Origin of the sequence: Paenibacillus sp. UNC496MF, assembly GCF_900113915.1 — a bacterium.
GTDB classification, from domain to species: domain Bacteria; phylum Bacillota; class Bacilli; order Paenibacillales; family Paenibacillaceae; genus Paenibacillus_Z; species Paenibacillus_Z artemisiicola.
In genome coordinates this window covers 31898-49958 of record NZ_FORE01000023.1, presented here as the reverse complement: position 1 = coordinate 49958, position 18061 = coordinate 31898, and the positions used below count along the sequence as shown (strand labels likewise).

The 18061-nt window shown below is 64.4% G+C and carries 13 protein-coding genes and 1 riboswitch; all 13 genes read left to right on the top strand.

Going from position 1 to position 18061, the window contains the following annotated elements; translation table 11 throughout:
* The first annotated feature begins 95 nt into the window (after positions 1–95).
* The 13 genes from BMZ79_RS32020 (at position 96) to BMZ79_RS31960 (ending at position 17855) form a co-directional block, all read left to right on the top strand.
* Positions 96–1610: an alpha/beta fold hydrolase gene (locus BMZ79_RS32020; protein ID WP_090648890.1), complete on the top strand. Its 1515-nt coding sequence runs from the start codon at positions 96–98 to the stop codon at positions 1608–1610.
* Positions 1611–1756: 146 nt separating this feature from the next.
* Positions 1757–5077: an S-layer homology domain-containing protein gene (locus tag BMZ79_RS32015; RefSeq protein ID WP_177222458.1), complete on the top strand. Its 3321-nt coding sequence runs from the start codon at positions 1757–1759 to the stop codon at positions 5075–5077.
* A 350-nt stretch (positions 5078–5427) separates the two neighbouring features.
* Entirely contained in the window at positions 5428–6687 is a 1260-nt protein-coding gene (urtA, locus tag BMZ79_RS32010; protein ID WP_090648885.1) for an urea ABC transporter substrate-binding protein, read from the top strand.
* Between the two features lie 82 nt (positions 6688–6769).
* Complete coding sequence (gene urtB, locus BMZ79_RS32005) at positions 6770–7678, top strand: urea ABC transporter permease subunit UrtB (protein ID WP_090648883.1); 909 nt, start codon at positions 6770–6772, stop codon at positions 7676–7678.
* 41 nt (positions 7679–7719) lie between these two features.
* Complete coding sequence (urtC, locus tag BMZ79_RS32000; protein ID WP_090648975.1) at positions 7720–8811, top strand: urea ABC transporter permease subunit UrtC; 1092 nt, start codon at positions 7720–7722, stop codon at positions 8809–8811.
* On the top strand, positions 8774–9565 hold the full coding sequence (gene urtD / locus BMZ79_RS31995) for an urea ABC transporter ATP-binding protein UrtD (protein ID WP_090648880.1): 792 nt from the start codon (positions 8774–8776) through the stop codon (positions 9563–9565). The genes urtC and urtD overlap by 38 nt, the downstream gene beginning before the upstream one ends.
* Positions 9543–10238 (top strand): urea ABC transporter ATP-binding subunit UrtE, encoded by a 696-nt coding sequence (gene urtE / locus BMZ79_RS31990; RefSeq protein ID WP_090648878.1) that lies wholly within the window; start codon positions 9543–9545, stop codon positions 10236–10238. The genes urtD and urtE overlap by 23 nt, the downstream gene beginning before the upstream one ends.
* Positions 10239–10381: 143 nt before the next feature.
* Positions 10382–10510, top strand: a riboswitch (guanidine-I (ykkC/yxkD leader).
* An 82-nt stretch (positions 10511–10592) separates the two neighbouring features.
* Positions 10593–11615, top strand: coding sequence for an ABC transporter substrate-binding protein (locus BMZ79_RS31985; RefSeq protein ID WP_256253294.1), 1023 nt, complete (start codon positions 10593–10595; stop codon positions 11613–11615).
* A 5-nt stretch (positions 11616–11620) separates the two neighbouring features.
* Positions 11621–12421, top strand: coding sequence for an ABC transporter permease (locus tag BMZ79_RS31980; RefSeq protein ID WP_090648875.1), 801 nt, complete (start codon positions 11621–11623; stop codon positions 12419–12421).
* Positions 12422–12490: 69 nt separating this feature from the next.
* Positions 12491–13351, top strand: a complete 861-nt coding sequence (locus BMZ79_RS31975; protein ID WP_256253293.1) for an ABC transporter ATP-binding protein — start codon at positions 12491–12493, stop codon at positions 13349–13351.
* A gap of 383 nt (positions 13352–13734) precedes the next feature.
* Positions 13735–14277 (top strand): stage V sporulation protein T, encoded by a 543-nt coding sequence (gene spoVT, locus BMZ79_RS31970; RefSeq protein WP_090648872.1) that lies wholly within the window; start codon positions 13735–13737, stop codon positions 14275–14277.
* Between the two features lie 118 nt (positions 14278–14395).
* Entirely contained in the window at positions 14396–16390 is a 1995-nt protein-coding gene (locus BMZ79_RS31965; RefSeq protein WP_177222457.1) for a polysaccharide biosynthesis protein, read from the top strand.
* Between the two features lie 337 nt (positions 16391–16727).
* On the top strand, positions 16728–17855 hold the full coding sequence (locus BMZ79_RS31960) for an ABC transporter substrate-binding protein (RefSeq protein WP_256253292.1): 1128 nt from the start codon (positions 16728–16730) through the stop codon (positions 17853–17855).
* Positions 17856–18061 lie beyond the last annotated feature (206 nt).

Genomic DNA, 18061 nt, shown 5'->3' with positions numbered 1-18061 from the left:
GGATGAAAAAATCGGGTTTTCCTTGGATTCCACTATCTTGCGACCGGCTTCTGTGGTAAAGTTAGCCATATTTTGCATGGCCGGGAGTGAGCAGGATGCGAGAATTCAGGATCAACGGCATTCATATTCGGGATACGGGCGGCGAAGCGCCGGGCACGGGAGAAACGCTCGTCCTGCTGCATGGGCTGGGCTGGGACATGGGGTGCTGGGAGACGCTGCTGCCTCTCTTCCCCGCATCGTACCGCATCGTGATGATCGATTTGCGCGGGCATGGGCAGTCGGAGGGGGACAACGGCCGTCCGAGCTGGCATGCCTTCGTCTGGGACGTTCGCCGAATCGCCGACCGTCTGGGCTTGGAGACGTTCCATCTGGCCGGGTACGGATTCGGAGCCAACCTGGCGATCAAATACAGCGCGGCCGATCCGGGGCAGGTACGGCGCCTGATGCTCATGGCGCCGGTCGTCCTCCTGCCGCGCGAGGTCATCGGCGAAATGGTGCGCACGCGCAAGACCCTCCTGGAGCGGCAGTCGATTCGGGGGCTGGCTCGTTATCTCGCGGAGCAGCTCACCGCGCAGCCGGCGGGCGGCCGGACGTTCCGACGGGTCGAGCAGGCGTTCGCCGCGATGGATCCGGATCGGTATCTCGAAATGCTGGCGTTATATCTGGACGCGCCGACCGACTACGATTACCGGTCCATTCGCCATCCGGTTCTCACGCTGGTCGGCGAATTCGACGAGCTGAACGCCGCTTCGTACGCGCTGACCCTCCGCTTTCTGCGCGATTCGCGCGTGGTCGTCGTTCCGGGCGCGGCGAACGCGGTATTTCTGGATCAGCCGGAGGCGGCCGCGAAGCTGATGGCGGACTTCATGACGGCGAATTTCACGGCCCCCGCCGGAGACGAAGGCCCGTTCGCGGCGCGGCCCGAACGCCGCGAGCGCCGGAGCCATGAATCGGGGAGCGACGGCGGCGCGCGGATTCGGGCCGATTTTTTGGGCGGCTTTCGGATTCGGATCGACGGGGAGGAACGGCATGAGGGCTGGAACCAGCGGTATGCCAAAAGCCTGCTGCTGTTCTTGGTGCTGAACCGCGCCGCGACGCGCGAGCAGATTTGCGATGCCTTGTTTCCGGACAAACCGCTGAAGCGGGCGCTGGCGAATCTGAAAGTGTACTTGAATCATTTGAAGAAGCTGCTGGAGCCGTCCGGATCCGCTCGGCAGGAGGCTTCCGGCATGCTCGCGGTGGATAAGGACCATATCCGGCTGATCGGGCCGGTCGAATCGGACCTGCTGCAGCTCATGCAGGCGGTTCAGGCCGTGCAGCGGGAAGAAGAGCCCGGTGCCAAGCTGAAGCGCTGCCGGGACGCGGTGTTGAATGTGCCCGAGACGCTCCTTCCCGGCTTGTTCGACGACTGGATCGCCGATGTCCGGAGCGGCCTTGAAGCGCAATTGATCGCGCTGGCGGCGGAGGCGGCCAGGCTGGAGGAGGCGCGCGGCAATCTGGCGGGCAGCCTGTACTTCCTTCAAAAAGCCAGCCTGTACCAGCCGGAGGACGAGAGCTTGTTCGAGCAGACGCTGAGACTTGCGGACCATATGCTGCAAGCGAGACGATAGTAGTTTGTCGGAAGTTGGATTAACAAAACGGGTGTAACGTTCCTGTAACGGTGAATTTTGTATAATCGTGTTGCTTTGGAACTACCAAATTATACAGTCCATGGGCATTAATGCCTATGCGTAAATTCACGTTATGGGAGGATCTTATGTCTAAGAAATTACGTCGCACAACAGTTGGCCTGCTCGGGCTGACGCTCGCCATGAGCCCGGCTTCCGCATTCGCCGATCAATCGTTCAAGGATGTGGACGGGCATTGGGCGCAGAAGCAATTGGAGCAATGGATCGCAAGCGGCAACCTGAAGGGCTTCGACGACGGCACCGTCCGTCCGAACGAATCGGTGACGCGGGCGCAGTTCGCGGCCATGATCAACCGGCTGTTCGCGTTCACCGAGGAAGCGTCCATCGATTTCAAGGACTTGAACGCGTCGAGCTGGGCTTACGGCGATATCGCCAAGGCCGTGAAAGCCGGCTACTTGATCGGCTCCCCCGATCATACCGTCCATCCGAACGACGCCGTCACCCGTCAGGAAGCGGCGGTCATGATCGCGCGCGTGCTCAAGCTCTCGCCGGCGCAAGCGGAAGCGCTTGCGTCCTTCAAGGACAAGGACGACGCGGCCGCTTGGAGCAAGGACAGCCTGGCGGCGCTGGTCGACCGCCACATCCTGAACGGCCTGCCGGGCGGCCTGCTTGCGCCGAAGCGCGGCATGACGCGGGCGGAAGCGGTCGTGCTCATCCAAGCGGCGCTCGACGCGAAGGCGTCGGCGGCTGCCGTGACGTATAATCAAGCGGGCGTATACGGCTCGACCGATCCGTCGGCGCCGCAAGTCATCGAGGGCGACGTCGTCATCGGCGCGGCCGGCGTCACGCTGCAAAACGCGGTCGTTCACGGCGACCTCATCCTGGCCGAAGGCATCGGCGCGGGCGACGCGACGATCAAGAACGTGAAGGTATCCGGGACGACCTATGTCCGCGGCGGCGGCGCGAACTCGGTGCATTTCGTCGACTCCGTGCTGGTCAAGATCGTGGTCAACAAGGCGGACGGTTCCGTCCGGATCGTGGCCGAAGGCACGACGCAGACGGGCAGCGTCGTCGTGCAATCCTCCGCGAAGCTCGAGGAGTCCGGATTGACCGGGAACGGCTTCACGGACGTGGAGCTGGCCAAGGAGCTCCCGGCGGACGCGACGGTGAATCTGGTCGGTCAATTCGAGGACGTCAACGTCTATTCGACGCAAATCAGCGTGAAGCTGTCGGAAGGCTCGATCGAGCATCTGGCCACCGCGCCGGGCGCAAACAATAACGAGATCGAGATCAGCCAAGAAGCGCGCGTCGTGCAGCTGGTGCTGGAAGCCGTGACCAAGATGCTCGGCGACGGCACGATCGCGAGCGTGACGGCGAAGGACGGCGCGCAGGGCTCTTCGTTCGCGAAGGCGCCGGGCCAACTGGAGGGCCTGAAGAAGGACGAGGTCATTCTGCCGTCGGCGCCGGCGGGCGGCGGCTATATTCCGCCGGCTCCAAGCGGTCCGAACGTCGTAGCCAACCCGACGGATTATCTCACGACGCAGGATTTCGGCTACTGGAGCGATCAAGACGCCTATAACGTCGGCTTCAAGCTCAACCTGAGCAAGCTGAGCTACGATAATATCGCGAGCATCAAGGTCGCCCTGCAGGACGCGGCGGGCAACGAGCTGGCGAACCGCGTCGCGACCGGCGCGCAGATCGAGCAGCTGAAAGCGGACGACGCGCTGTACGGGGCGGGCCTGGACGGCGAGCTGAGCGCCGCGTTCTTCGAGCGTGCCGCGCCGGCAAGCAACGAATGGTGGACCAGCACGGCCTACGATTTCACCGCGCCTTCGAAAGCGGTCGTGACGATTACGGACAAGAGCAACAACGTGTATATCGTCAGCAACGGTACGGTCAATCCGGTCGCCGAGCCGGTTCCGGTACAGGATCCGGAGACGTTCGTGCAAGCGCAGGATTTCGGGTTCTGGGCGGACCAGAACGCGTATAACGTCGGTTTCCAAATCGACTTGGACAGGCTGAACTACGCGCAGATCGCGAGCATCAACGTCGCGCTTCGGGACGACCAAGGCCAAGAGCTTGCGAGCCGGACGGCAACGGGCGCGCAGCTGCTGCAGCTGAAAGCGGACGACCAGGAATACGGCGGTCTGGACGGACAACTGAGCGCGGCCTTCGTCGAGCGCGCCGAAGCGGGAAGCAACGAATGGTGGACGAGCACGGCGTACGACTTTGCCGCGCCTTCGCAAGCGGTCATTACGATCACCGATAAGCACAACAAGACGTACACCGTGTCGAAGTCGACCGCCGCGAGCGGCATCACGCTCGATCAGTCGGCCATGGAGCTGACGGCGGGCGGCGCGGCCGGAACGCTGACGGCAACGTTCGCGCCGGCGAACGCGACGAACAAGACGATCCTCTGGAACTCGAGCAACCCGGCGGTCGCAACCGTCGAGAACGGCGTCGTGACCCCGGTAGCGGGCGGCACGGCCGTTATTACGGCGACTTCCGCCGCCGATGCGTCCATCAAGGCGACGAGCACGGTCACGGTCGCGGCATCCGTGACGACGCCGCAGGAACTGACCGCGGCGCTGGCCGATCCGACCATCGCCTCGATTATGGTAAGCGGCACGCTGGGCGGCTCGGACGCCTACACGGCTTACGAGATTGCGAGACCGGTGACGATCAAGGAACTGCCGAACGCGGAAGCCAAGATCTACGGCTCCTTCGTCATCAAGTCCGACGGCGTCACGGTCGACGGCTTGACGATGTATACGCGCGGCGGCGGCAGCGGCCCGTTGAAAGCGGCAATCGACGTCATCGCGAAGCAAGTCACGATTACGCACAATCAGTTCGAACTGCCGAATCCGGACGCGCTTGCGGTTAACGGCGGCGTCGGCAACGGCGTGACGATCTGGCCGGTCGGCGATGCGCCGGCGAACTACGCGATCAGCGGCAATGCGTTCACGGGCTACGGCGCGAACACGGCGGACTGGTCGTCGACCGCGCTCCAAATCGCGGAAGGCCTGGATCTGGCCCGTTTCGACCTACCGGGCACGGTTTCGCAAGCCCTCACGATGGCACCGGACGTCGAACAAGCCCTGGCGACGGGCAACAGCTACGTGGATTGCACGAACGGCTACATTCGCAGCAACTGGACGAACGGCATCGATTATCGCTTCTACCTCGTCTCGAACGCCGCTCAATGGAGCAACGTCGAATTTGCGGGTAACGGCGGCACGGTGTGGCTGGCCAACGATATCGCGAATGCCGATAACCTCACGATCGGTCATAACGTGACGCTGGCCGGCGGACATGCCATCGCCTTTGACGCCGGGAAGACGTTGACGGTAAGCGCAGGCGCGACGCTGACGATCGTTCCGGGCACCACGGTGAATGCGATTGCGGGCGACGGCAGTTGGACGGGAAAACAAGACCCGAACGGACGCTAAGCCCTCTTACAAGCTACGATAACGGCACGAATCACCCGCTCTCCTCATCTGAGAGCGGGTGTTTTTGTTCGTAGAAGTACCCGAAACGACCTATTTATGTAATATTAATGTTAGATATCTTCCTTGCCTTCTTCCCGATATGTAAGGTTTTCACAAGGTTTCTACGCGGGGAAGGCTCGAAAATAGGCGAAACACGGTAGGCGAAATCGATTGACGTGAAATTTATACCATTTATGTAAACTTTATTGACACGAAGGCAAAGGCGCTTTTATAATGATCCCACGAACGATGGGAATGATATCCAGTCAAACGTTCGGATTAGAGAAGAGAAGCGGATGGGGAGTGGGAGAATGAACGGAAAGCTTTGGAGAAGCGGTGCATTCGTATTGCTTGCGCTGACGCTCGCGCTGGCGGGCTGCGGCAAGAACGAGAACGCGGCGACGACGGCGGCAAACGCGGACGGCGCCAAAACGGACGACGGCGGCAGCGGAGAAATCAAGGTCGGCATTCTTCATTCTCTTAGCGGTACGATGGCGATCAGCGAAGTGTCGGTCAAAGACTCGGAAATGATGGCGATCGACGAGATCAACGCAAAAGGCGGGGTCATGGGCAAGAAGCTCGTGCCGGTCGTCGAGGACGGCGCCTCCGACTGGCCGACGTTTGCGGAGAAAGCGCGAAAACTCCTCTCCGAGGATAAAGTGGCGACCGTCTTCGGCGGTTGGACCTCCTCGAGCCGGAAGGCGATGCTGCCGGTCTTCGAAGAACTGAACGGCCTGCTCTGGTACCCCGTCCAGTATGAGGGGCTCGAGCAGTCGCCCAACATCATGTACACGGGAGCCACGACGAACCAGCAGATCGTGCCGGCGGTGTCGTGGCTGCTCGAGAACAAAGGCAAGAAGTTCTTCCTGCTCGGCTCCGACTACGTCTTCCCGCGTACGGCGAACAAGATCATCAAAGAGCAGCTGAAAGTCGAAGGCGGCGAGCTGGCCGGCGAAGCGTACACGCCGCTCGGCCATACCGATTACGCGACGGTCATCGCCAAAATCAAGGAAGCGAAGCCGGACGTCGTGTTCAACACGCTGAACGGCGACAGCAACGTGGCGTTCTTCAAGCAGCTGAAGGACGCGGGGATTGCCTCGGCCGACTTGACGACGCTGTCGGTTTCCGTGGCGGAGGAAGAAATCCGCGGCATCGGCGCCGACGTCCTGGCCGGCACGTTCGCCGCGTGGAATTACTACGAGACGACGGATACGCCGGCGAACAAAACGTTCGTCGAGAATTACAAGAAGAAGTACGGCGGGGACCGCGTCACGGCGGATCCGATCGAAGCGGGCTACGATGCGGTGTACCTGTGGGCGGCCGCGGTCGAGAAGGCCGGCTCCACGGACGTCGGCAAAGTGAAGGAAGCGGCCAAGGACCTGGAGTGGGACGCGCCGGAGGGCAAGGTCAAGATCGACGGCGAGACGCAGCACCTGTACAAAACGGTGCGGATCGGCGAAGTGCAGACGGATGGCCAGTTCAAGGAAGTGTGGAACTCGGGGTCGCCGGTCAAGCCGGATCCGTACCTGAAAGGCTACGACTGGGCGAAGAGCTTGAGCACGGGCGGCTGACGGGGCGGCGCGGCCGGCTCGCCTCGCATGCCCTACGGCCGGCCGCGCGCCGTTCCATCCGTTCTCCATGAGGAGGGAAAGCATGGACGTCACGATTCTTCAACTGTTCAACGGCATCAGCGTCAGCTCGATCCTGCTGCTCATCGCGCTCGGGCTGTCCGTCACCTTCGGGCTGATGAAGGTCATCAACATGGCGCACGGCGAGCTGATCATGATCGGGGCGTACACGGCGTACGTCGTGCAGAACCTGTTCGCCGATTATTTGCCGGCCTCGGCGTTCGGTTGGTATTTCGCGCTCGCCATTCCGGCCAGCTTCCTGGCGGCCTTCGTCTTCGGCCTCGCGCTCGAGACAGGTCTCATCCGCTTCCTGTACGGGCGGCCGCTCGACAGCCTGCTCGCCACCTGGGGCGTCGGCCTGATGCTCCAGCAGCTCGCGCGCAGCGTCTTCGGCGCGCCGAACGTCGGCGTGAAGAGCCCGGCCTGGCTGGACGGAGGGCTTCATCTCGGGGCCGACGTCGTGCTTCCGTACAAACGGCTCTTCATCCTCGGGCTCGTCATCGTCTGCCTGCTCGCGATGTACCTGTACATCTACCGGAGCCCGGCCGGCCGCCGCATGCGGGCCGTCATGCAGAACCGCGAGATGGCCGCCTGCCTCGGCATATCGACGCGCCGGGTCGACGCGGCCACGTTCGCGATCGGCTCCGGCATCGCGGGCGTCGCGGGCTGCGCGCTCACGCTGATCGGGCCGATCGGGCCGTCGATCGGCACGTATTACATTGTCGACGCGTTCATGGTCGTCGTGCTCGGCGGCGTCGGCAAGCTGGCCGGCACCGTGCTCGGGGCGCTCGGCATCGGCTTATCCAATACGCTGTTCGAATACTGGACGACGGCTTCGCTCGGGAAGGTGATCGTGTTTCTGGGCATCGTCGCGTTTCTGCAATGGCGGCCGAGCGGCTTCGTCGCGCTGCGCTCCCGCTCGCTCGACAATTGATACGTCCCGGGCGAAGGCGCCCGTGAAAGGTGGAGAACGTCATGCCTATTCGCAACCTGCCGGCGCGGCGGCTTTGGCTGCTGGCCGCATACGCGGCGGCCGCGGCGGCGCTGTTCTGCGCGCCGCTCGCATTGAGCGATTTTCGCCTCAACCTGCTCGCGAAGTTTCTGGCCTACGCCATCGTGGCGCTGGGGCTCGACCTGATCTGGGGCTATACCGGCATCCTCAGCCTGGGCCACGGCGTGTTCTTCGGGCTCGGCGGCTACGCGATGGCGATGTACCTGAAGCTCGAGGCGAGCGGCGGGCGGCTGCCGGATTTCATGGACTGGAGCGGGCTGACGAAGCTGCCGTGGTTCTGGAAACCGTTCGAATCGCTCGGCTTCGCGCTCGCGGCGGGCATCCTGCTGCCGGCGCTGCTCGCGTTGTTCCTCGGCTACTTCACGTTCCGCAACCGGATCCGCGGGGTCTACTTCACGATCCTGACCCAGGCGCTCGTCATCATCGCGACGACGCTGTTCGTCGGCCAACAAGCGTACACGGGCGGCACCAACGGCCTCACCGGCTACGGCAAGCTGCTCGGCCATTCGCTCGGGGCGCCGGAGACGAAGCGGGCGCTGTACGTCGCGACCGTGGCGGTCTTGATCGGGGCGTTCCTGCTGTGCCGGTTCCTCGTCAAGAGCCGTTTCGGCAAAGTGCTGCGGGCGATTCGGGACGCCGAGAACCGCGTTCGGTTTCTCGGCTACGATCCGGCGGTCTACCAAACGGCCGCGTTCGCCTTCTCGGCCGGGCTGGCCGGGCTCGCGGGCATGCTGTTCGTGCTGCACGTCGGCATCGTCTCGCCGTCGATGATGGGCATCGTGCCGTCGATCGAGATGGTGCTGTGGGTCGCCATCGGGGGCCGCGGCACGCTGATCGGGGCCGTGCTCGGCGCGGTGCTGCTCAATTACGCCAAGAGCGCATTCAGCGAATCGTATCCGGACATGTGGATGATGCTCATGGGCGCGCTGTTCGTCGCGGTCGTCGTGTTCCTGCCGAAGGGCGCGGCGGGGGCGTTCGGCCTGCTGGCCAAAGGCTTCGGAAGGAGGAGGGCGGCCGATGAAGGAGCCGACGGAGTCCGTTATCCTGCGGTGTGAGGACGTAACCGTCGAATTCGACGGCTTCAAGGCGGTGCGGGGGATGAATCTGGCGCTCGCGCGCGGGGAGCTGCGGTTCTTGATCGGGCCGAACGGCGCCGGGAAAACGACGCTGCTCGACGTCATCTGCGGCAAGACGAAGCCGGCTTCCGGGAAGGTGCTCTTCGGCGCCTCGGCCGCGATCGACATCACCCGCATGAGGGAGCATCGGATCGCGGAGCTCGGCATCGGGCGCAAATTCCAGACGCCGTCGATCTTCGCGTCGCTCACGGTCTGCGAGAATGCGGAGCTCGCGATGAAGCGGAACCGCGGCGTCTTCGCCGCCATGCGCGCGAAGCTGCGCCCGGAAGAACGCGATCGCATCGCGGCGCAGCTGGAGATGATCGGCCTCGCGGACAAGGCGCGGCTGCGCGCCGGCGGACTGTCGCACGGCGAGAAGCAGTGGCTCGAGATCGGCATGATGCTGCTCCAGGAGCCGGAGATTCTGCTGCTCGACGAGCCCGTGGCGGGCATGACCGACGACGAGACGGCGAAGACCGGCGAGCTGCTGCGAGAGATCCGCAAAACGCGCTCCGTCATCGTGGTGGAGCACGACATGGAGTTCGTGCGCAAGTTCGCGAGCAAGGTGACCGTGATGCACGAGGGCAGGCTGCTGACGGAAGGCGCGATGGACGAGGTGCAGCGTGACGAGCGGGTCGCGGAAGTGTATCTGGGGAAAAGGCGGGATGCCGATGCTGGCCGTTCAACAGCTTGAAGCGGGGTATGGGGAAAGCGTGATCCTGCGCGGGGTCACGCTGCAGGTGAGACCGGGGCAGGTGGTCTGCCTGCTCGGGCGCAACGGCGTCGGCAAGACGACGCTGATGAAGAGCATCATGGGCGTCCTGAAGGCGCGCAAAGGCTCGGTCTCCTATAAAGGGACGGACCTCACCAAGCGCCCGCCGGGACAGCGCGCGAAGCAGGGGATCGGCTACGTGCCGCAGGGCCGCGAGGTATTTCCGCAGCTGACCGTGTTCGAGAACGTGTTCCTCGGCATGGAGGCGTCGGCGGCGAAGAGGCGGGCGATTCCGGAATCGGCGATCGCGAAATTCCCGGCGCTGCCGGCGATGTACGAACGCCGGGGCGGCGACTTGAGCGGCGGGCAGCAGCAGCAGCTCGCGTTCGCCCGGGCGCTGGCGGCGGAGCCGGACCTGCTGCTGCTCGACGAGCCGTGCGAAGGCATCCAGCCGTCCATCGTCGAAGATATCCGCGACGTCATCCGGTCCATCAAGGCGGACGGGAAGACCGCGATTTTGCTTGCGGAGCAAAGCCTCGAGTTCGTGAAGAGCGTCGGCGACTACTTCTACATCCTCGAGAAAGGCGCGGTCGCCTGGGAGGGCGGCCTCGAGGACGTGAACGACGAGGTGATCCGGCACTACTTGACGGTGTGATCCGCGGAACGGCGAACCGGATTTATGTAATAAAACCTCACATAAGTATTGACACATGCAGAGTCCGGCTTTTACAATACAGATAAATGTAAGGTTACCTCACAACTTCAAATCGGTTCCCGGCATGCGACATCCCTTGGGAACGATAGGCTGTCTAGGGTTCCGTGACCGTTCGCGGTCAGTCTGGTCCAAGAGGCGGCGTATGGCGCTCCGTCCCGCAAGGCGCGGCCCGGCGGACCCATATAACACGGAAGGACAAAAGCCTGGGAGATCTCTCCTTGGGCTTTTTCTTTTTATACGCGGGAGGCATCCGGTCCGCCGGGAGCCCGAGCGAGAGAAGGGGAGTGGGGACATATGAAGATGGGGAAAGCAAGGCAGCGAATGGCCGGGATGCTGGCGCTGGCCGTCCTGCTGACGGCGCTGGCCGGCTGCGGAGGGGCCAAGGAAACGTCCTCGGGGGCATCGGGCGAACCGATCACGATCGCGCTCAGCCCGTGGCCGGGCTGGTTTTTCTGGTACTTGGTCGACGAGAAGGGCTTCTTCGAGAAGCACGGCGTGAACGTCGAATTGAAATGGTTTCCCGTCTACAGCGACTCCTTGCAGGCGCTCGCGACGGGCAAGGTGGACGCGAACAGCCAGACGCTCAGCGACACGCTCGCGCCGGCCTCGAAGGGCATCGGGCTGAAGGCCGTCCTCGTCAACGACAATTCCTTCGGCGGCGACGCCATCGTGAGCAAGACCAACATCGGGTCGATCCAAGAGCTGAAGGGCAAGACGGTCGCGACGGAGCTCGGCACGGTGGACCACCTGCTGCTGCTGACGGCGCTCGCCCAGAACGGGATGGGCGAGAAGGACGTCAACTATGTGAACATGACGGTCAACGACGCCGGCCCGGCGTTCATCTCCGGCAAGACCGACGCCTCCGTGCTGTGGGAGCCGTTCAAGACGACCGCGGTCAAGGAAGGCAAGGGCAAGGTGCTGTTCTCCTCCAAAGACACGCCGGGGCTCATTCCGGACCTGCTCGTCTTCCGCGACAACGTCGTGAAAGACCGGCCGGACGACATCCAGAGGATCGTCGACGCCTGGTTCGAGGCGCTCAACTACTTCAAGTCCCATCAGGACGAAGCCATCAAGCTGATGGCGGAGAAGGCGGAGACGACGCCGGCGGACTTCAAGCAGGGCCTCTCGGGCATCAAGCTGTTCGGAGCCGACGACAACGTGAAGGCGTTCGGCAAGCGGGACAGCGACTATACCTCGCTTAGCTTCACCGCCAAGACGACGGCCGACTTCTTGAAGAAGCTCGACATGGTCGGCGACATTAAGGATTTCGACGCTTTGTTCGACGCGAGATTCGTCGAGAAAGCCGCCAAGGAGTGAGGAGAATGACCGCGAAGAGACGCCGGAAGGCGCCCCTGTTCCAAATCTTCAAGGACATCGGCGGAAGGCCGTTCGCCTTCGCCGCCGGCCTGTCGTTCCTGCTGCTGCTCGCGCTCTGGTCCGCGCTCAGCTACGGGAAGGCGGTCAATCCCGTCTTCCTGCCCGCGCCGGACCTCGTGCTGCGGGAGATGGCATCGCTGCTCGGCACGAGCGACTACTGGCACCACATCGGCATCAGCGTCTTCCGCGTCTCCGCGGGGTTCGCGCTCGCCTGCGCCGTCGGCATTCCGCTCGGCATCCTCGCCGGCACGTTCAAGCTCGGGGAAGCGTTCGTGGAGCCGCCGATGGAATTCATCCGCTACATGCCGGCCGTCGCGTTCATTCCGCTCATCATGGTATGGGCGGGCATCGGGGAATGGGCGAAGATCCTGCTGATCTTCCTCGGCTGCTTCTTCCAGCTCGTGCTGATGGTCGCCGACAACACGCGCCGCGTGTCGCACGACCTGCTGCAGGCGTCGTTCACGCTCGGCGCCGGGCGGTGGAAGGCGATCGAAACGGTGCTCATTCCGGCCATTCAGCCGCAGCTGATGAACACGCTGCGCCTGATCCTCGGCTGGGCGTGGACGTACCTCGTCGTGGCGGAACTCGTGGCGGTCAACAGCGGTCTCGGGTACGCCATCATGAAGGCGCAGCGCTTCCTGAACACGGATCAAATTTTCGTCGGCATCATCGTCATCGGCTTGCTCGGACTGATCAGCGACCGGATCTTCGCGTTCCTGAACCGCAGATTGTTTCCTTGGGCCTAAGCGCGGCGGCCGAACCAGAAGAAACGGATAGCAGCTCCCGACAGGGAGACTTACGGGGAGGGAACGCGGGTGGAAGCTGCAGCGAAGCGCGAAGCGGTCGAGGAGAAAGCGTCCGCGGCCGGTCCGGCAAGGACGGCGGCCGGCACGGACCGGGGCAGGGACGCAGGCGCGAAACAAGCGGGCGAAATCGCCGTTACGGGCCTGACGAAGGTGTACGAAACGAAAAAGAGCCGATTCGAAGCGCTGGCCCCCATCGATCTGACGGTCGGCGCGAACGCGTTCGTGACGATCGTCGGGCCTTCGGGCTGCGGCAAGTCGACGCTGCTGCGCATCGTCGCCGGACTCGACGAGCCGACGGACGGCAGCGTGCTGCTGGACGGGGAGGAGGTCGTCGGCCCGGGCGCGGAGCGGGGCATGGTGTTTCAGGGCTATACGCTGTTTCCGTGGCTGACCGTGCGCGAGAACATCGAATACGGGCCGAAGCTGAAGGGCGTCTCCACGCTGGAACGCCGGGCGATCAGCAGCCATTATTTGAAGGTGATCAGGCTGGAGTCGTTCGCGAACGCCTATCCGAAGCAGCTCTCCGGCGGCATGAAGCAGCGGGTGGCCATCGCCCGGGCGCTCGCCAACCGTCCGAAGGTGCTGCTCATGGACGAACCGTTCGGCGCGCTCGACGCGCAGACGAAGCTGGAGATGCAGGAGCTGCTGCTCGAGGTGTGGGAGAAGGAGAAAACGACCGTGCTCTTCATCACGCACGACATCGAGGAAGCGGTCTTCCTGTCCCGGCGGATCGTCGTCATGGGCGCCCATCCGGGGCGGATCCTGAAGACGTTCGACGTGGCGCTGCCCGTCCGGCGGACGCCGGAGGTTCGGGAGCTGCCGGGATTTCTGGCGCTCAAGCGGGAGCTGGGCGCGCTGCTGAAGCATTGACGAATCCGATTTTTCGAAACGACCAAACGGGGAGCGATCGACCATGGAACGTATTGGCAAGGCTGCCGGCCCGAGAGGGCGAATGTTGACCGTACTCGGTTTCATCGTGACGCTGATGTTCTTCCGTCATCCCGCCGCTCGGCTGTGAGCGGCGGTTTTTTTTGTTCGTCGCGCGCCACGCGCCGAGGGCTCCCGGGACCGCGCGCGGACGGCCGCGGCGCGTTTTGCCCAATGCATAAGAAAATGGGAGGGGATGAATACTATGGTCAGTTCGCTAAACACCTCTTTCAAGGATTCTCTCCTCTTGAATAATAAAGCTCTGCCGGCATCACCATCGTCCAGTCGAATTCAAAACCTTCCAAGGAAAGTGGGGCAACTAGAACATGAAAGCAACTGGAATTGTCCGTCGCATCGACGACCTCGGCCGGGTCGTCATCCCTAAGGAAATCCGCCGTACGCTGCGTATCCGCGAAGGCGACCCGCTGGAAATCTTCGTCGACCGCGACGGCGAGGTTATTTTGAAGAAGTACTCCCCGATCGGCGAGCTCGGCGATTTTGCCAAGGAATACGCGGAATCCCTCTCCGAAAGCACGAATCATATCACGCTGATCACGGACCGCGACAACATCATCGCCGTGGCCGGCGCGCCGAAGAAGGAGTACCTGGAGAAACCGATCGGCTCGATGCTGGAGGGCTGCATGGACAGCCGGAAGACGGTCGTGGAATCGAACGGCGGCTCGTTCGAGGTCGTGAAGGACGTCGGCGAAACGTTCAGCTCGTTCGTCGCGGCGCCGATCGTCGCGGGCGGCGATCCGATCGGAACGGTCGTGCTGCTGAGCAAGGAAGAAGGGACGAAGATGTCGCAGATGGAAACGAAAATGGCGGAAACCGCGGCCGGCTTCCTCGCCAAACAAATGGAACAGTGACGACGACAAGCTCTCTTGAAGGCCAGCCTTCGGGAGGGCTTTTTTGCGTCCGCGTCTCATCTCTGCCGGCCGTTAGGGTATAATGGGGGCAGGAGAAGAGACAGGCAGGTGCGGAAGCGTGAAGCAAAAGCAAGCGGGGAACTTGGCGGAAGGCGCCGGGAGCGCGGAACCGGACGTTCGCGTTCCGGGCGGGCAAGACGGGCGGCACGGGGATGGACGGGCATCGTCGCGGGGCGAGGCCGCGGCGCGGCGCGGCGGAAGCGGCGGAACGGGGCCGCGATACATGAGGGGCGCCGCCCTGATGGGCGGCGCGATGCTGGTGAGCAAGGCGCTCGGCACGCTGCAGAAGATTCCGATGCAAAACATCGCGGGCGACCGCGTTTTCGGCATTTATAACGCGGTCTATCCTTTGTACCAATTGCTGCTCGTCATGGTGACGGCGGGCTTTCCCGTGGCGATTTCGCTGCTGGTCGCCGAGCGCGAAGCCGCCGGAGACCGGAACGGCTCGGCGCGCGTGCTGTCGGCGAGCGTCCGGCTGCTGGCGGCGTGCGGCGTCGCCGGCTTCCTGCTGCTGTGGACGGGCGCGCGCCAGATCGCGGACTGGCTCGGCGACGACGCCGCCGCGCAGGCGGTCCGCGCCTCGTCGCTCGCGTTCTGGGTGGCCCCGGTCATGGCGGCGTTCCGCGGCTATTACCAGGGCCGCGGCCATATGCTGCCGTCGGCGGCTTCGCAGCTGGCCGAGCAGGCGGTGCGCGTCGCCGGCATGCTGGCGCTGCTGATCGCCGGCTGGCAGCTCGGCTGGCCCGACGCCCGGCTAGCGGCAGGCGCGACCGCGGGCTCCGCGATCGGCGGCACGGCCGGGCTCGCGGCGATCGTCGGATACTGGGCGTGGGAGAAGAAGCGGGCCGCGGCCGCGGCGAGTATCGGGGACGACGCGATGAAGGAGCGCCCGGCGGACCGCGGGAATGAGCGGGCGCCGAAGCAGGCGCGCGGCCAGGGACGGAGCCGCGATGGCGGGAGCGAGGCCGTAAGCCCGGGGACGAATGTTCGGATTCTGGGCGCGCGGCCGTCCGCCGAACCAGGGCTTCCGGGCGAGGCGACGTCATGGGCGGACGCGCGGGAGCGGCGCCGTTCGGCGGCCGCCGCGGCGGGCGGCGATTCGGGTGCCGCCGGGGCGAGCCTGCCCGCGCTGATGAAGCGGCTCGCGCTGCTGGCGGTGCCCGTGACGCTGGGCGCCCTCGCGCTGCCGGTGCTGAACGTCGTGGACGCGTTCACCGTGCCGCGGCTGCTGCAGGGCGACGGCCTCGCCCAGCCCGAGGCGATGTCGCTGTTCGGGCTGTACAGCCGCGGGCAGCCGCTCGTGCAGCTGGTCGTGATGGTCGCCGGCGCGATGGGCGGGGCGTTCGTGCCCGCGCTGGCGGGCGCCCGCACGAGCGGCGACGCGGACGGGATCCGGCGGCAGGCGGCGCTCGTGCTGCGCGCCGCCTGGAGCGTCGGCGCCGCCGCGGCCGTAGGGCTCGCGCTGCTGGCCGAGCCCATGAACGTCATGCTCTATGCGGACGCGGACGGCTCGCGGACATTCGCGCTGGTCGGGTGCACGGCGCTCGCCGGCACCGTGAGCGCGCTGGCCGCCGCCGTGCTGCAAGGGCTGGGCGCGGCGCGGACGCCCGCGCTGCTCATGCTGACCGCGGCCGCGCTCAAGGCGGCGTTCAACGCCGCCCTGGTGCCGGCCTACGGCACGGCCGGCGCCGCCTGCTCCGGCATCGCGGCGCTCACCGCGGCGGCCCTGCTGGGCTCGGCCGCCGTCCGCCGCGCCACCGGCGCGGCCGTGCCCGCGCGCCGGGCCGCGGGCGTGGTCCTCGCGCTCGCGGTCATGGCCGCGGCGCTTGTCCTGGCCGAGCGCGGCGGCGCCCCGCTGCTCGGCCTCGTGCTGCCGCCGAGGGCGGCGGCGGCCGCGCTCGCGCTCGGCTGCACCGCCTTCGGCGGCGCGCTCTTCGCCGCCGCCGCGCTGCGCTTCGGCGGCGTGACCGCGCGCGAGCTGCGCGCGCTGCCGGGCGGCGAGGCGATCGCCGCCCGGTTGATCCGCCTGCGTCTGCTGCGCGACGAAGGCTAGCGCGCCGCCGGCCAACCACGCCGGCCGCGACGCTCATGCTTTGCACGCCATCGTTCCGGCCCGTTTCCGCTTCGTAAGCGGCGAACGGGCTTTTTTCGTTTGCTCTTTCCTGCGGACACGTCAATGCCGCGTCAACTCGTGAAAAGCGAACGTTCGGCTTTTCCCCGTTCCCGCTCGTCATTTCGCCCAAAGGACACCGTTTCCATTCGTTATTTCGCCAATTCTACGTGAAGAAACTTTACACGTTCTTCCGCCCGGCGGTACGATCGTAACGGATCGACGATACATACAGAGAGCGTCGCATATCGCCGGCCGAGACCGGCATGGGAGGGGAACCATGGCAAAACGAGCGAAAGGCGTTTGGATGGCAATGGTACTGAGCGCGGTGCTGGTCGCGGGCTGCGGGTCGAACGGAAACGGAAATACCGGCGCCGACGCGACCGCGAACTCGGGCGAAGGGCAAGGCAATACGCAAAGCAGCGCCGTGGCGGATTCGGCTACGACAACGAACGCGGATTCGACGGCGGCAGGGGTAGCGAACGAGCCGGCCGCGGCCGGCAAGCCGGCGTCCGGGGTACCGGCGAACGTCACCCTCATCGAGGGGTGGTACGCGAAGGGCGAGGACGGCGGTTATTTTGCCGCGCTGCAGCAAAATTATTATCAGGAGGCGGGCATCAACATGACGATCACGCCCGGCGGACCGCAAATATCGGCGATGACGCTGGTCGCCTCGGGTAAGGCGGACTTCGGCATTTCCTATGCCGACGACATCCTGCTCGCGCGGCAGCAGGGCATTCCGGTCGTCGGCGTGCTGGCCGGATTCCAATATTCTCCGCAGGTGCTGATCCACCATGCCGACGACAAGATCGACGGCTTCGCCGACATCGGCGACCGGACGGTCTACGTCACGCCGGGGACGCTCTATTGGGAATACATCAAGCACAAGTTCAATCTGACGAACGCGAAGCCGATGGCGTACACGGGCCAGCTCGTCAATTTCATCAAGGATAAGAAATCGCTCAATCAGGGTTACATCACGAACGAGCCGTACGCGCTCGGCCAGCAGGGCGTCGACGTGTCGCTGCTGAAGATCGCCGATTCCGGGTATGCCAACTACGCCGACGTGCTGTTCACGACCGAGGATTACCTCGCGAAGCATCCGGACGTCGTGAAAGCCGTCGTCGGGGCGAGCCAGAAGGGCTGGAGCTACTACCTCGAGAACTACAAGACCGTCAATCCGTTCATCAAGACGTATAACCAGGAGGCGACGCTGGACGCGATGGATTACGAGGCGGAGCACCAAAAGGAATTCATCCTGACGGACGAGGCGAAGGCGAACGGCATCGGCACGATGACCGTCGACCGGTGGAACGAGCTGCAGGAGCAGCTGATGACGATCGGCGGCCTGAAGGCGAAGCAGGACGTGACCAAAGCGTTTACAACCGAGTTTCTGGCCAAGCCGTAGTCAGCTCCGATTCGCCCGCTTGACGATCAAGACCGCCCCTGTCAGGGGCGGTCTTTTCAGGCGCGCCGCGCTTGCGGCCTTCGCCGCCCGCCCGCGCCGCCGCGGCGGACTTGTCGGGAATTTGGATCGTTCCCGCCAAAGTGATACACTTAGCCATAGCGCGATTTACGCGAGATCATTTTGCCCCGACCAGGAGGAAATCGAAA

Bases quoted from the DNA above. Each gene is read 5' to 3' on its own strand.
- BMZ79_RS32020 (WP_090648890.1), top strand. From the start codon at position 96: ATGCGAGAATTCAGGATCAACGGCATTCATATTCGGGATACGGGCGGC.
- BMZ79_RS32015 (WP_177222458.1), top strand. From the start codon at position 1,757: ATGTCTAAGAAATTACGTCGCACAACAGTTGGCCTGCTCGGGCTGACG.
- urtA (WP_090648885.1), top strand. From the start codon at position 5,428: ATGAACGGAAAGCTTTGGAGAAGCGGTGCATTCGTATTGCTTGCGCTG.
- urtB (WP_090648883.1), top strand. From the start codon at position 6,770: ATGGACGTCACGATTCTTCAACTGTTCAACGGCATCAGCGTCAGCTCG.
- urtC (WP_090648975.1), top strand. From the start codon at position 7,720: ATGCCTATTCGCAACCTGCCGGCGCGGCGGCTTTGGCTGCTGGCCGCA.
- urtD (WP_090648880.1), top strand. From the start codon at position 8,774: ATGAAGGAGCCGACGGAGTCCGTTATCCTGCGGTGTGAGGACGTAACC.
- urtE (WP_090648878.1), top strand. From the start codon at position 9,543: ATGCTGGCCGTTCAACAGCTTGAAGCGGGGTATGGGGAAAGCGTGATC.
- BMZ79_RS31985 (WP_256253294.1), top strand. From the start codon at position 10,593: ATGAAGATGGGGAAAGCAAGGCAGCGAATGGCCGGGATGCTGGCGCTG.
- BMZ79_RS31980 (WP_090648875.1), top strand. From the start codon at position 11,621: ATGACCGCGAAGAGACGCCGGAAGGCGCCCCTGTTCCAAATCTTCAAG.
- spoVT (WP_090648872.1), top strand. From the start codon at position 13,735: ATGAAAGCAACTGGAATTGTCCGTCGCATCGACGACCTCGGCCGGGTC.
- BMZ79_RS31960 (WP_256253292.1), top strand. From the start codon at position 16,728: ATGGCAAAACGAGCGAAAGGCGTTTGGATGGCAATGGTACTGAGCGCG.